We start from the raw sequence: 14,182 nt of genomic DNA on the forward strand, positions 1-14,182 counted from the left end.
CTGCCCGCCTGTCGCAGGAGCCCCCTGTAGTTATGAAAAGAAAGGAGGCACCTTGAATAGCACGAAAAGCACAGATAAAAGGCTTACTTCAAGTAAAGAATGCTGGTAGAATCTGCCGCCATATTAACCGCGATGTTCGCAGCACGCCAATCCTAAGGTGAGTGCGGCGGATATTTGCACAAATGAATTGACAACTCGGGTAAAACGAGGCATATTCCTCGGCCTTAAATTGTCACCGAATATAAGATTTGGGAGTTAGACCCTTGGCGAATATCAAATCTGCTAAGAAGCGTGCAATCCAATCTGAGAAGCGTCGCCAGCACAACGCAAGCCGTCGCTCAATGATGCGCACTTACCTGAAAAAAACTATCGCAGCTATTGCAGCAGGCGATAAAGAAGCGGCTACTAAAGCATATGCTGAAGCGCAACCTATCTTGGACCGCATGGCTACTAAAGGCCTGATCCACAAGAACAAGGCTGCTCGTCATAAAGCTGCTCTGGCTGCTCAAATCAAAGCTCTGTAATAGCGCTCCGATTTGAAATAAAAAAACCGGCTCATGGCCGGTTTTTTTATTTGTTCTAATTTTTATTTACTGCAATACAACTGGTGTAGTGTTGTCATGATGGTTTGCACTTCTACACTTTTCAGCGAATAGTAGACTGTCTGCGCTTCTTTTCTTGTCGCCACCAGGCCATCCCGTCTCAACCAAGCTAGGTGTTGAGATAATGCAGACTGACTGAGTTCTAGCTTCTCACTCAGCGTGCCAACCGACATTTCTCCTTCCAGCAGATAACACAGTATGAAGAGTCTGCGCTCATTAGCCATTGCTTTCAGCAACTGCACGGCCTTAGGCCCAGCTTCTTGCATCTGTTTTAATTCCATACTTACTGCCTGCTAAAAATACGTCTAAAGGTTTGTTTGTGTTTGACTTAAGTTTAACACTGTTCAGAGCAGTAACAATGGTCCGCGCTTAAGAATGCTATACAGATGTTGAGACTTAGTGAAACAATTTGCTGAAATCGGCTTCACATATGCGTTTTACTGCAGGGTGCTGAATCATGCGTTCCGCAAAAATGACATAGTATTCTTCTTTCAGCGCATCCACTTTTGCCACTTCCATAACATTGGGAAGTTCCAGCACATCTGAAGAGTAAAATGTCGGCGCAACAAACATGGCTTTATGATTCGATCCAAATGATTTCATCAATGCCGCATCATCAAACTCCCCCAGAATGGTAGGCGTGATGCCCTGGCTATCAAACCAATGCATTAGCTTGCGTCCCATGGCAGTACGTGTGCTTGGAATAAGCAGCTTATGCTCTTCAATGACAGCAGGAAAACGCTTCTTGGAGGTATCTCCTGAACAGAAGAAACTCATCAAGCTCTCACCTATTTTCACGCTGAAAAGACCGGGGCTTTGTGTTGAATCCACAGGGCAGTCTGACAGGATCATATCCAGTTTGTGCTGACTAAGCTGCTCAAGCAAAAGTTCGTGGGTCGATTCGAAGCAGCGAAGGTGAATACCATCGTCTTCAGGCAATGCTTTTAACAGCACACGGCTAACAAGGCTTTTGGAGAGTGCGTCCGCGACGCCAACATCGAACAACTGGTGCTCACGTTGGCTATAATTCACGATATCGAGCATTTCATAACTCAAGCCAAACATCTTATCGGCGTACTTAAAAACAAGCTGTCCGAGCTCTGTAGGTTCGATATTTCTCCCTACACGCTTGGTCAATTTGCCTTTAAGGCGCTCTTCAAGCGCTCTGATCTGTCCTGTAACCGTCTGTGGCGTTAGGAACAGAGCATCAGCCGCCTTTGATACTGAACCTTGCTTACAGACCATCCAGAAGTAATAGAGGTGGTTATAATTTAAGTGTGACATGTGTTCTCAACGAAAAAACGCCAGACGCGTTATCCACGGCTGGCGTTTTGGGATGATAGCCTATCCTTTTTTAGCAATGGTGGAGGTCTTGTAGCGACCTCCTGCACGCTGTTCCAGCGCTCTGCCTAATAGGGTTTCTTTGTCGACGCGTGGCGTTGTTGTCAGTAAGGCTTTTTCAACAACCTCAGGTTGAGTCGTTTCCAGCCCAGCAAGGAAAGCCTTGCACACATCAGTCGAATTATCATCGAAACAGTGTGAGTATTTGTTCGCAGCCAATGCTGGTGTAGCGAAGAGCACTCCGCTAATAATCAATGCTAACTTTTTTCTCATCGCTATCTTCCTCAACCTCACTCGATTTCGGCAATACAGCATTAAGCAAGGCGTAACCTGCCACGGCCGAGATAGTTGAACCAATCAAAATGCCCAGTCTTGAGAAGGTAATGTAGCTTTCATCCACTCCGACAAACGCCAGAGACGAAATGAAGATGGACATGGTAAAGCCGATACCACACAACAAAGACACAGCGAAGATTTGCTTAAAGTTTACGTTTTCAGGCAGGCGAGCAATACCCAGTTTTACTGACGCCCAGCTCAGGGTAAAGATACCCAGAGGCTTACCAATCAACAGGCCCAATGCAATCCCCAATGGAAGCGTATTAGTCAAACTTTCAATCGATACGCCTTCCAGTGATACACCAGCATTTGCGAACGCAAAGACAGGCAGAATAAGGAAAGCAGCATATGGGTGAATAGCATGTTCAAGCTCTTTCAGTGGTGACTTACCGTCCTTTCCACCTTCAAGCGGGATCACAAAGCCCAGCACCACACCCGCCAGTGTCGCGTGAACACCTGACTTCAAAACGCTGACCCAAAGGATGGCACCGACTAACAAATACCACTTGGTTGCAGTCACCCCTTTTGCATTCATCAAGAAGAGCGCGGCCGTCGCGAGGAAAGCAACTGTCAGTGCTGTCACAGACAGATCGCTACTATAGAACAGCGCAATGATAACGATAACGCCTAGGTCATCAATAATCGCCAATGCGAGTAGGAAGACTTTCAGTGCCAACGGAACACGTTTGCCCAGCAGCGCCATCACACCCAGTGCGAATGCAATGTCCGTCGCAGCTGGAATTGCCCAACCCGCTTGGGTAACAGGGTCGCCAGCATTGAATGCTAGATATACTGCAGCAGGTGCTACCATACCGCCGACAGCAGCAATAGCAGGGAAGATGGCTTTCTCTTTGGTATTCAGAGCGCCTTCAATCAGCTCCCTTTTAACCTCAAGTCCAATCAGTAAGAAGAAGATGGCCATAAGGCCGTCATTGATCCAATGTGCAACAGACAAACCAGCTATATAGCTATGAAGAGCGCCGTCATATAGTGGCTGCAAAGGCGAGTTGGCAATAATAATCGCCAGAATCGCAGCAATGATCAGCACTAAACCACCAGCTGATTCCATCTTCATAAACTGACGAATCGCATCAGTCATTAAAAGCACTCCGTTAAATTAGTTAATCTCTACTAGTCTAGGCGCCGATCATCGATAAAGAAAAATCGGTTCTTCGGAGATTAAACATCGAAATATCCGAAGTATCCAATCAAAATTGTTACTTTTTTCGCAACGAAAATCGGTAACTCTGTCATAAACGTCACAGCCCAGCCTGCATCAAGCATTAAAACGGTTCAAGTGCCTATTTTTTATACTGCGATTTCACCCCTCACATAAACAACTTATCTTCATGTTTTTTATAGTAAATTGAACATATGACACAAAGTCTTTACACCCTCTCTTATGAATGGCTGATACACCACCTCATAACTGTCATATTAGTGAAATATTTCGTACCTAATATCCGCGCCAGATTCTTTCACTGACACAAATCTGACATTTAACTGTCACGGAGATTTCTCTTATGACCTCCCAAGCTTCTACTGCTGCACCGATTAACAGCTCTAAGAATTGGGTACGTTGGGCCAACCTGGCACTTATGCTTTATGTACTGCTTCTGGCAGTTTCCATGGTTGGAAGTGGTTTCAAATGGGCTGCGGGTGACGAGGCTAGAACCTTGTTTGAATTCGCTTCTCATCCTGTTGCAGGTCTGATGATTGGTATCGTAGCGACAGCGCTCATCCAGTCTTCCAGTACTGTAACTTCTATTATCGTTGGTCTTGTCGCTGGCGGTCTGCCAGTTGAAACCGCCATCCCTATGGTGATGGGTGCAAACATAGGCACTACCGTGACCAATACACTGGTAAGTCTGGGTCACGCTCGTTGCAAAGATGAATTCCGCCGTGCATTTACCTGTGCAACTGTTCACGATTTCTTTAACCTGATTGCTGTAGCTATCTTCCTGCCGCTGGAAATGATGTTCGGCCTGCTGGACAAGATCTCAAGCTGGTTGGTGGCACCTTTCATGTTTGAAGGTAGCCTGAGTATGAAAGGTTTGGACTTTATGGGTCCAATCACCAAACCACTGGTTAATGGCACTAAAGATGTGCTGTCTTCACTGCCGGGTAGTTGGGGCGGCATCGTACTGGCTCTGCTGGGTATTGCACTGATCTTCGCTTCTATCACCATGATGGGCAAACTGATGCGCTCTCTGATGGTCGGCCGTGCAAAAGAAATGCTGCACAAAGCGATTGGTCGTGGTCCTATCCACGGCATTATGTCCGGTACTTTGGTCACTATTCTGGTTCAGTCTTCTTCTACGACCACCAGCCTGATGGTTCCGCTAGTAGGTACCAACGTACTGAAAGTACGTGACGTGTATCCGTTCACTCTGGGCGCGAACATCGGTACCTGTATCACCGCCCTGCTGGCAGCAACGGCAGTGACGGGTCCTAACGCTGTATTTGCCCTGCAGATCGCTCTGGTACACCTGGCGTTCAACATCATGGCAACCCTGCTGATCTTCGGTACACCATTCCTGCGTGAAATCCCACTGAAGTGCGCGGAAATGCTGGGTGAAGCTGCAGCGAAGAACAAGATGGCTGTCGTGGCTTACTTAGGTCTGGTATTCATTGCGATTCCTTCGCTAGTGATGCTGGTAACCCAATAAGCAATACTGACAAACTGATTTGAAAACGCCCGCTGATGCGGGCGTTTTTGTATTTAGGGCCCTGGGTCCTGCAGGAATTATTCAAGACCATCGAGACATTAAAAAAGCGGCACTGGTGATCAGTTGCCGCTTTTTCTATTCCTAGGATCTTCTTTTCCTGGAACCCTAAACCCTCTTATACCGCAATCGGCGCTTTAATCGATGGTTGAGCTTCATAGCCTTCTATCTCAAAGTCTTCCAGCTTGTAATCGAAGATAGAGTCTGGCTTACGTTTGATTGTCAAGGTTGGACGATTACCAGGCTCACGTTTGAGCTGCTCGAAGACGATGTCATCGGTCAGGTGATTGTGATAAAGGTGAACATCACCGAAGGTATGGACGAAATCACCCACTTCCAAATCACACTGCTGCGCAATCATGTGAGTGAACAGCGCGTAACTCGCGATATTGAAAGGTACGCCCAGAAAGTAATCGGCGCTGCGCTGGTAAAGCTGGCATGACAACTTGCCATCAGCTACATAGAACTGAAACAAACAGTGGCATGGTGCCAGTGCCATCTTGCCTTGCTCTGCATTTGCTTGCGGGCTGATGGTCTCGTCAGGCAGGTCAGCAGGGTTCCACGCCGTAATAATGTGGCGACGCGAATTTGGCTTGGCTTTGATCTGCTCAATCAGCTCAGCAATCTGGTCAACCGTTGAACCGTCCGGACAGGCCCATGAACGCCACTGAGCTCCGTAAACCGGGCCTAGATCGCCCTCTTCTGTCGCCCACTCGTCCCAGATTGTTACATTATTTTCTTGGAGATACTTGATGTTGGTATCGCCATTGAGGAACCAAAGCAACTCATGGATGATGGCGCGAGTGTAAAGCTTTTTGGTGGTCAGCAGCGGAAAGCCTTCACTAAGATCGAAACGCATCTGACGTCCAAAAACAGAGCGTGTACCCACTCCAGTACGGTCACCGCGGTCGGTGCCGTTATCAATGATATCCTGCATCAAATCAAGATATTGCTTCATGACTCTTCCTTTCTTTTACTACCCGCCATAGCGGGGTGACAAATCACAAATATAAAGAAAGCCGCAGAGATCTGCGGCTTAAACTGAAATTATTATATGGAGCGCGCTGCGCTTGGGTCTCTGCGATAAGCCCAGACTACCATTAACACACCCACAATAATCATTGGCGTCGACAATATTTGTCCCATGCTGATCCAATCACCAAATAGGCCCAAATGTGCGTCAGGCTCGCGATAAAACTCAACAATAAAGCGGAACGCCCCGTAGCCAATCAGGAAGAGACCGGAAACGGCACCGGCAGGTCGCGGCTTCTTGATAAACCAGTTAAGGATGAGGAACAATACGATGCCTTCCAGCAAAAATTCGTAAAGCTGCGAAGGATGACGTGCAATTGGGCCTCCTGTCGGAAAAATCATTCCCCATGGCATATCTGTCGCACGCCCCCAAAGCTCACCATTGATAAAGTTACCCAGACGGCCTGCACCCAGCCCAAATGGTACCAGCGGCGCAATAAAGTCTGAAACAGCGAAGAAAGTCCGCTTGGTCTTGCGGGCATACCAAGCCATGGCTGCAATCACACCCAACAATCCACCGTGAAAAGACATGCCGCCTGTCCACACTTTGAACAGGAATAAGGGATCGGCAAGGAAAGCGTCAAATTGATAAAACAGCACGTAGCCAATACGACCGCCTAACACGACGCCTAAGAAACCTGCGAACAGTAAGTCACCTACTTCATCTCTTGTCCATCCACTACCCGTTTTGTCTGCACGGCGGTTAGCTAACCAGAGCGCAAACGCAAAACCAGCAAGGTACATCAAGCCATACCAGCGAACTGCCAGCGGCCCGATTTCAATCAGGACAGGATCTATTTGGGGAAATGTCAGTGACATGAATTCGTCTTCCTTAGCTAAAAAACATGCTTGCGCCCACTACGAGCAAAAAAACCGCGAATACGCGTTTTATGATGGGTGTCGGTAATTGGGTCGCAAGTCTAGCACCGTAGCGTGTTGTCATTACGGAAGTGACTACAATACCAATCAACGCAGGTAAGTAAACATAACCAACACTGTAGGGTGGTAGCGCTTCGGGTTGATTCAGCCCGAAAAAGATAAAACCAATGACACCGGAAAACGCCAAAAAGACACCGCACAGTGAAGCACTTCCGATGGCTTTTCGCATTTCGACGCCATGATAATGCAGGTAAGGCACGGTCAATGAACCGCCACCAATTCCCGCAAGGCTGGCTATCATACCAATCGCTGCCCCGCTGGTCATACTTCCTAGGGTGGAAGGTAACGGTCTGGCAGACTTAACCCTCAGCGATAATGCCATTTGAAGAGCAAGCAGCAACACAATAGCCCCAAACACTTTCGGTAAATATTCAGTTGGCATTCGGTCAGCTATACCACTACCCAGCAGACCACCGAAAAGAATGCCCGGCAACAGTGTGCGGATAACCGAAGGTTGGACATTGCCCAAGCGATAATGGGTATAAGCAGATGAGGAAGAGGTGATAACAATGCTGGCAAGCGAAGTGGCGAGCGCCATCGGCATCACGAGGTTGGCAGATATTCCAGCCCAAGGCAGAAGAACACTCAACGCAGGCACGACAATCAGGCCGCCACCAATACCTAATAGCCCAGCTAACAGACCAACAATGCCACCGACGAAAAGACAAACGCCAAACAACCACAATGTGGCTTCTAACATGAAAGATTCCTATTGGCGCAAGACAAAAGCCAAGTCACCTTATTATTTTCCCTTTACCTAACATCCCAGTAAAGCTCGGGTTATTTACCTACCCGGATCAAACCGCCGAGATTGTACTGCTCTAAAAAGGCTTCAGAGGCGTTTCTTATGTCACCCGCTAATGACAGTTGTTGGACAGCCGCCGTATGCGATTCCAACTCCTCACTGGGAATATGGCGCAGTACGTATTTAATCTTCGCCACACTTCGTGTGTTCATACTGAGCTGTCTGTACCCCATACCTACCAGTAACACTGCACCGATAGGATCACCAGCAAACTCACCACAGACACTGACTGGCAACTTGAGCCGTTTGCTATTGTCGAGAATTTGTCTAAGCACCGCCAATACTGACGGGTGGAATGTATCATAGACCTCAGCGACCCGGGCGTTGTTCCTGTCTACAGCCAATAAATACTGTGTCAGATCATTGGTACCTACTGAGAGGAAATCGATATGCGGCGCGATGGTATCCAGCTGGTAGAGGACAGAAGGCACTTCTACCATGATACCCAACCTTGGCAGCTTTAAAGTCTCTCCTTGCTGATCAGCGATTTCTGATACTTCTGAGAATGCCCTTTCAATCAAGGTCTTGGCTTCAAGAAGCTCTGATAAGCCAGAGATCATGGGAAGTAGAACAGAAAGGTTGTCGCGCCCGATACTGGCACGCAGCATGGCGCGAACCTGAATTAGAAATATATCCGGATGGTCCAGAGTGAATCGGATACCACGCCAGCCCAGAAAGGGGTTGTCCTCTTCAATTTTAAGGTAAGGCAACGGCTTGTCGCCACCAATATCCAGCGTACGCATCACCACAGGTTGCTTAGGATAACAATCTAGAATTGCGCGGTATTGATTTACCTGGTCGTCTTCCGACGGGAAGCTTCGTTGCATCAAAAACGGCACTTCGGTGCGATACAGGCCAACACCATCGACCCCACGGTTGATAGCAATGCTGGTATCAGCACTGAGTCCCGCATTCAAGTGGACTTCGACCCTCACCCCATCGGCAGTTTCTGTTTTCTTGGTGAAAGTACTTTCGACTTCCTGTTGCAGTTCGAGCTCTTCATCCCGAAGGCGTTCGTACTCTTCAAGCACCTGCGGAGCTGGCTCAACCAGTAATCGCCCTTTGAAACCATCGAGCACAATCTGTTTGCGGTGAACCAACTGCGGGCTGAATTCAACCCCCATAACAGCAGGAATACCAAGCGCTCTTGCCAGAATGGCGGCATGTGCGTTCACTGCGCCTTCTTCAGCGACAACACCAGCTAAGCGATCACGAGGGATCGCAGCCAGCATGGCAGCCGTCAATTCACGGGCGAACAGCACGATAGGCTCATCAAAATTCCACTGCTTAATCTCCTGGTTCTCGAGGAAATAAAGCAGGCGTTGTCCAAGCTCCTTCACATCGTTTGCACGTTCACGAAGATAAGGATCGGACATATTCTGGAAACGCTCAGAAAACGCGTCAATGGTTTGCTTTACCGCCCATTCTGCTAAGTCGCCATTCTGAATGCGTTCATTCATGGCCTTTCGCAACATGGGATCGTTAAGAAGGTGGATAAAAAGATCGAAGATCGCCAGCGTGTCCTGATTCAGTTCACTATCAAAACGCTTTCTCAGTCGGCGGAATTCGGTAATGGCTGCACTGATAGCACCATCCAATCTATCGCGTTCTTTTTGGGTATCAAGACAAGAAGCAGGGAATACCAAATCAAGCCGTGGCTGTGAAACATCACACCAGGCTTTGGCAATAGCAACACCTGGCGAAGCTGCCGCACCCTCGAGCAATAACGCCCCTTTTGCATTATTAGGCCAGAAGCCCTGCGCTTTGGCATGGGCAAACACCACGGCCAACTGGGCGGCGAGTGTAACAAGGAATGACTCTTCACTTTCATCGAACTGGCGAGAGTCACGCTGCTGCACAACAAGAATACCCAGCACTTTTCGGCGATAAATAATAGGCGTACCCAGGAAGGCGTGGAAAATGTCTTCGCCGATATCAGGAAAGTGTTTGAAGTCGCTGTGGGAACTGGCAAGTGCAAGGTTGATAGGCTCAGCGCGGCGACCAACCAGCCCGACCAAACCTTCATTAAAGGAGAGGGAAACACGGCGTGCACGGGCATTGAGTCCCTGCGTCGCCATAAGATCATATTGTTCGCGCTCATAATCGGCGATGTAGACAGAGCAACACTCCGTCTCCATCGCAGAGCAGGTCTCACGCACTAAGACATTGAGCGCTTGTTTGACGTCGGTGGACGACGCTACATTGTTAACGATATCCCGCAGTTTCGTCAGCATCAGCGCCCTCGACGTTTATCCTTAGTTCTTCGCTGTGCCCCGCTTGCCTTTCCGTTTGTTTTTTCTTTCGCGAAAAGGCATCGCCATAGGCGCAAACTCTTTCATCGCACGTCGATAAACTTCGCGTTTAAACGACACCACTTGCCTTACGGGGTACCAATAGCTGACCCAGCGCCAGCCATCAAATTCCGGCGTTCCCCCGCGTTGCATGTTCACCTTTGACTCGTCACACTCCAGCTTCAGCAAAAACCATTTTTGCTTCTGGCCGACACACACTGGCTTGGAATCCCAGCGTACCAGACGTTTAGGTAATTTATAGCGTAGCCAGTGACGACTGGTAGCCAGAATTCTTACGTCTTTCTTTGTTAACCCTACCTCTTCGTAGAGTTCACGGTACATGGCCTGTTCAGGAGTTTCACCGTCATCAATACCACCTTGTGGAAATTGCCAAGAGTGTTGTCCGTATCGACGAGCCCAGAGAACTTGACCGTGGCTGTTACAAATTACTATCCCTACGTTGGGACGGTAGCCATCGCCATCTATCACTGGACGACCTCAAATATAAATCTCTATTACCAGTGATTTTTTCACACTATGTGCACAGTGGTAAACAAACATTGTGTATGAGACGCATTTTTTGGGGGCTTCAACCGCCTTTATGGATAATTCCACCAGTTACCCAAAGTTATAAACAGCTCGGTGAGACTAAGCGCACATTTATTCACGCTTTCTGTGGATACATTTGTGCAGAACAGACTTCAAACTGATTAAAAGTGTCTCACCATGACGAATTAAAGACACATCACGGACTGAGCATAAAAATATATATAATTATATTTCAATTACATAGTGAAAAATCTCACTGTGGTCAACCTGAGATTTAATGGCCAAATTTAGAACGATCTTAAAGTGGTCAAAGATCCATCAAACTTTGACTTACCCACACTGCTCGTTCACTTTGTCGCCAGTCTGATCCAAGATTAACCATATTCTGTGAGCAAAACCACTGTACAGGCATCCATGATCCATTTTTATACCTTAAGTCAGCAGATCAATGTGGATAACTCAAAGATAAATGCAAAAATCGGTGGATCCATTTTGTGGAGGCTGATAGCGTTCTCATCAGATTAATCGTATTCAAAGCCATTATGATCCCAGCCCCAACATCTGAAGTTGAACTCCTTGAACGCGCCTTTTCCTTGGCGGGTTATACGCTTGGCGAGCTTGCTGAGCAACACGGGCTGGAGTGTCCGGCTGATCTTCGCCGTGAAAAAGGCTGGGTAGGCATGTTATTGGAAACATGCTTGGGAGCCACGGCGGGCAGTAAACCCGAACAGGATTTCCAGGAGATCGGGATCGAGCTGAAATCGATTCCGATCAGCCATACTGGAAAACCACTGGAAACCACGTTTGTCTGTGTTGCACCACTGACAGGGGTTCAGGGACTGACTTGGGAACAAAGCCACATTCGCAATAAGTTATCCAAAGTGCTTTGGATCCCGGTTGAAGGTGAACGGGAAATACCGGTATGTGAGCGTCATGTCGGCATGCCTTTGCTATGGCAACCCTCTGAAGATGAAGAAGCGCAGCTCAAAGCGGATTGGGAAGAGTTAATGGAGTTTATCGTGCTGGGCAAGGTACATGAAATCAGCGCCAGACATGGTGAGTATTTACAGCTTCGTCCTAAAGCAGCAAACAGCAAAGCAAAAACGGAAGCTTATGGTGCAAAAGGCCAACCCATCAAAACCTTGCCCCGTGGCTTTTATCTTCGCACCCAGTTCACGGGCAAGATACTCGCCCGCCACTTTATGCTGCCAGAAAGCGAAAGCTAACCTTACAGCGTAATTTCCATGTCTTCGTTACAGCTTGTGTCTGCGGGTCCAAATTCGTCATAGGGGTCAAGCAGGCGAAGCGTGGCTTTTTTCACGCCGACCTTACGAAGTTTCTCCGACACCTGCTCCATGTTGTCAAAATGCAGCACCTCGTCGGTATTGTCATCTTTCAAAGGCTCAAGTTTGTGTCTGACTTCTACTTCCACCACATACTGCGCACCACCTGCATGCGCGATCACATAGCAATGGGGTACGTTGTCGGGGTGAGCCTGTATCCAGCTCTTCAATTGCTTTAATTTCATCTTGTTACCCGCATTGTTAATCGAATGTTAACTCTAGTATAAGGTCTCAGAATAGGGTGTGTGATTTAAAACTGATATTTCTGAGCGCTTCCACGTAATCCATTTGCGACTGCTCAAAATCTTCATCCAATTCCGACACCGCTCCACCACTTTTTCGCTTGTACCGACAGGAAAATTTCCTAAGATGGAAAGTAAACCCCGCACATCTCGTTAACGTATTTCCCGTCGTCCATGAGATGCAGCCCAAGGAGAAAGGATGCAATACCACACACTTCCCCATACCAACCTGGAAGTCAGCAAGATTTGTCTCGGTACCATGACGTACGGTCAGCAAAACACGGAAGCGGATGCTCATCAGCAAATGGATTTTGCGCTCGACCACGGTGTGAACTTTATTGATACTGCGGAAATGTATGCGGTGCCGCCGACACCAGAAACTCAAGGGCTGACAGAGAAGTACATTGGTACTTGGCTACAGAAATCCGGCAAACGTGACAAAGTCATTATCGCCACCAAAGTCGCTGGCCCCCGTGGCGTACCTTATATCCGCGAAAATATGTCATTGGATCGTCGTAATGTCCGCCAAGCGGTCAACGACAGTCTTGCGCGCTTGCAGACTGAGTACATAGATCTTTATCAGGTGCACTGGCCGCAGCGACATGTGAACAGCTTTGGTCAATTAAACTACGACCATCAGGACGAAAATTCAGGTGTTACTCTGTTAGACACTCTGGATGCGCTAGCAGAATTGGTGCGTGAAGGCAAAATCCGTCACATTGGTGTATCAAACGAAACCCCATGGGGTGTGATGAGCTATCTTCGTTTGGCTGAGAAACATAGCCTGCCGCGCATTGTCTCTATTCAAAACCCTTATAATTTACTCAACCGCAGCTTTGAAGTTGGCTTGTCTGAAATCAGCCATCAGGAAGGTGTCGAACTGCTCGCCTACTCACCGCTCGCGTTTGGTGTGTTGAGCGGAAAGTATCTCAATGGCGCCAAACCTGATGGGGCGCGCTGCACCCGCTGGGAACGTTTCGCACGATACTTCAACGAGCAAGGGCAGGCAGCAACTCAGGCTTATGTCGATCTTGCTGAGGAGTTCGCCATTGACCCATCACAGATGGCACTGGCCTATGTGAATACCAGATCATTTGTCGCCAGCAACATCATTGGTGCTACAACAATTAAACAGCTCAAAACCAACATCGACTCTATAGATGTCGAGCTGCCAGAAGAGCTACTGAAACGTATTGAAGAGATTGGTAAAAAGTACTCCAACCCTTGCCCTTAGAAGTGGCACCAATAAAAGAAAAGCGCCTTACGGCGCTTTTCTTTTATTGGTTGTTTTCCGGGAGCCACACACTCAGAGATGCAGCTCCCGAAAGATTACGTAGTCAGGTTCAGCCTTAGCTTCCTGCGCATTCGTGCCACTTCGCGTTGAGCCTTGAATTGAGGTGCAACGGTGTGACCGATAGATAAGCCATCTTTCTCGAAGCCAATATCTCGCATTAGATGCTCTGACAAAGGCTCGCCAACGTAGCGAATTCGGCGATGGGCTTTTCTCCAGGCTGCTTCTTCACGTTTGATATCCATACGGACGAAAAACACGGCCAGACGCAGGTACATAGATTGGTTCATGACGGACTCCTTGATGAGTTACAGGAGGCCTTGGATAGATTGCGGGAGAGGTATCTTGACTAGGAAGTGTCGCTCAGAGCCGCAGTCATATCCGCGGCCCATTTGCTAAAAGGGTGCGGATTAGTGTACAGGTTTTCGCATATCTGCGCGCAGATGGGTGGCGCAAGTCATGACGGATGTAAACATTTGATTTGTCATCTTATTGCCTCCTTTCTGCGTAAACCTGCGGAACATTCCGCACTTGTAAATTCACTGTTAATACTAATGATTTAGATCAATATATCAACGCGTTATTTAATATAACCATGAATTTAGTGGCATGTGCTTTATTAAACAATTTGAGTAAAGTTTCACCGTATCCTGTTCGAGGTTTTGCCTATTTAAAAGGACATCTT

General features: G+C 47.9%; 15 protein-coding genes. 4 read left to right on the forward strand and 11 right to left on the reverse strand.

Features of this window, described 5'->3' with window-relative positions; translation table 11 throughout:
- Positions 1 to 263 precede the first annotated feature (263 nt).
- A complete protein-coding gene (gene rpsT / locus K6Q96_RS14140; protein ID WP_062667270.1) occupies positions 264 to 524 on the forward strand; it encodes a 30S ribosomal protein S20 in 261 nt (86 codons plus the stop codon).
- Between the two features lie 62 nt (positions 525 to 586).
- Here the strand turns inward: rpsT and K6Q96_RS14145 are convergent, their stop codons facing one another.
- From K6Q96_RS14145 to nhaA, 4 genes are all read right to left on the reverse strand, one after another.
- Complete coding sequence (locus tag K6Q96_RS14145) at positions 587 to 883, reverse strand: ArsR/SmtB family transcription factor (RefSeq protein WP_062667269.1); 297 nt, start codon at positions 881 to 883, stop codon at positions 587 to 589.
- A gap of 115 nt (positions 884 to 998) precedes the next feature.
- Complete coding sequence (gene nhaR / locus K6Q96_RS14150) at positions 999 to 1,886, reverse strand: transcriptional activator NhaR (RefSeq protein ID WP_251876538.1); 888 nt, start codon at positions 1,884 to 1,886, stop codon at positions 999 to 1,001.
- 60 nt (positions 1,887 to 1,946) lie between these two features.
- Positions 1,947 to 2,216, reverse strand: a complete 270-nt coding sequence (locus tag K6Q96_RS14155; protein ID WP_251876539.1) for a hypothetical protein — start codon at positions 2,214 to 2,216, stop codon at positions 1,947 to 1,949.
- Complete coding sequence (nhaA, locus tag K6Q96_RS14160) at positions 2,188 to 3,378, reverse strand: Na+/H+ antiporter NhaA (protein ID WP_251876540.1); 1,191 nt, start codon at positions 3,376 to 3,378, stop codon at positions 2,188 to 2,190. Before nhaA ends, K6Q96_RS14155 begins: the two co-directional genes overlap by 29 nt.
- A 424-nt stretch (positions 3,379 to 3,802) precedes the next feature.
- Here nhaA and K6Q96_RS14165 point away from each other — a divergent pair, with 424 nt between their 5' ends.
- Complete coding sequence (locus tag K6Q96_RS14165; protein WP_251876541.1) at positions 3,803 to 4,948, forward strand: Na/Pi symporter; 1,146 nt, start codon at positions 3,803 to 3,805, stop codon at positions 4,946 to 4,948.
- 175 nt (positions 4,949 to 5,123) lie between these two features.
- On the opposite strand, the gene K6Q96_RS14170 is transcribed toward K6Q96_RS14165, so the two are convergent.
- The 5 genes from K6Q96_RS14170 to rppH form a co-directional block, all read right to left on the reverse strand.
- Positions 5,124 to 5,963, reverse strand: a complete 840-nt coding sequence (locus K6Q96_RS14170; protein WP_251876542.1) for a thymidylate synthase — start codon at positions 5,961 to 5,963, stop codon at positions 5,124 to 5,126.
- A gap of 92 nt (positions 5,964 to 6,055) precedes the next feature.
- Complete coding sequence (gene lgt, locus K6Q96_RS14175) at positions 6,056 to 6,856, reverse strand: prolipoprotein diacylglyceryl transferase (RefSeq protein WP_251876543.1); 801 nt, start codon at positions 6,854 to 6,856, stop codon at positions 6,056 to 6,058.
- A gap of 13 nt (positions 6,857 to 6,869) precedes the next feature.
- Positions 6,870 to 7,676 carry a sulfite exporter TauE/SafE family protein gene (locus K6Q96_RS14180; protein ID WP_251876544.1) on the reverse strand — a complete coding sequence of 269 codons (807 nt, stop codon included), beginning with the start codon at positions 7,674 to 7,676 and terminating at the stop codon, positions 6,870 to 6,872.
- Between the two features lie 80 nt (positions 7,677 to 7,756).
- Positions 7,757 to 10,015 carry a phosphoenolpyruvate--protein phosphotransferase gene (gene ptsP / locus K6Q96_RS14185; RefSeq protein WP_251876545.1) on the reverse strand — a complete coding sequence of 753 codons (2,259 nt, stop codon included), beginning with the start codon at positions 10,013 to 10,015 and terminating at the stop codon, positions 7,757 to 7,759.
- A 21-nt stretch (positions 10,016 to 10,036) separates the two neighbouring features.
- Complete coding sequence (gene rppH / locus K6Q96_RS14190) at positions 10,037 to 10,561, reverse strand: RNA pyrophosphohydrolase (protein WP_251876546.1); 525 nt, start codon at positions 10,559 to 10,561, stop codon at positions 10,037 to 10,039.
- A 602-nt stretch (positions 10,562 to 11,163) separates the two neighbouring features.
- Here rppH and mutH point away from each other — a divergent pair.
- Positions 11,164 to 11,847 (forward strand): DNA mismatch repair endonuclease MutH, encoded by a 684-nt coding sequence (gene mutH / locus K6Q96_RS14195; RefSeq protein ID WP_251876547.1) that lies wholly within the window; start codon positions 11,164 to 11,166, stop codon positions 11,845 to 11,847.
- 2 nt (positions 11,848 to 11,849) lie between these two features.
- Here the strand turns inward: mutH and K6Q96_RS14200 are convergent, their stop codons facing one another.
- Positions 11,850 to 12,149 carry a DUF6482 family protein gene (locus K6Q96_RS14200; RefSeq protein WP_062667251.1) on the reverse strand — a complete coding sequence of 100 codons (300 nt, stop codon included), beginning with the start codon at positions 12,147 to 12,149 and terminating at the stop codon, positions 11,850 to 11,852.
- Positions 12,150 to 12,405: 256 nt separating this feature from the next.
- Between K6Q96_RS14200 and K6Q96_RS14205 the strand changes: the two genes are divergently transcribed.
- A complete protein-coding gene (locus K6Q96_RS14205) occupies positions 12,406 to 13,440 on the forward strand; it encodes an NADP(H)-dependent aldo-keto reductase (RefSeq protein ID WP_251876548.1) in 1,035 nt (344 codons plus the stop codon).
- A 95-nt stretch (positions 13,441 to 13,535) separates the two neighbouring features.
- On the opposite strand, the gene K6Q96_RS14210 is transcribed toward K6Q96_RS14205, so the two are convergent.
- Positions 13,536 to 13,787 carry a hypothetical protein gene (locus K6Q96_RS14210; protein ID WP_062667242.1) on the reverse strand — a complete coding sequence of 84 codons (252 nt, stop codon included), beginning with the start codon at positions 13,785 to 13,787 and terminating at the stop codon, positions 13,536 to 13,538.
- Positions 13,788 to 14,182 lie beyond the last annotated feature (395 nt).

Origin of the sequence: Grimontia kaedaensis (assembly GCF_023746615.1) — a bacterium.
GTDB lineage: Bacteria > Pseudomonadota > Gammaproteobacteria > Enterobacterales > Vibrionaceae > Enterovibrio > Enterovibrio kaedaensis.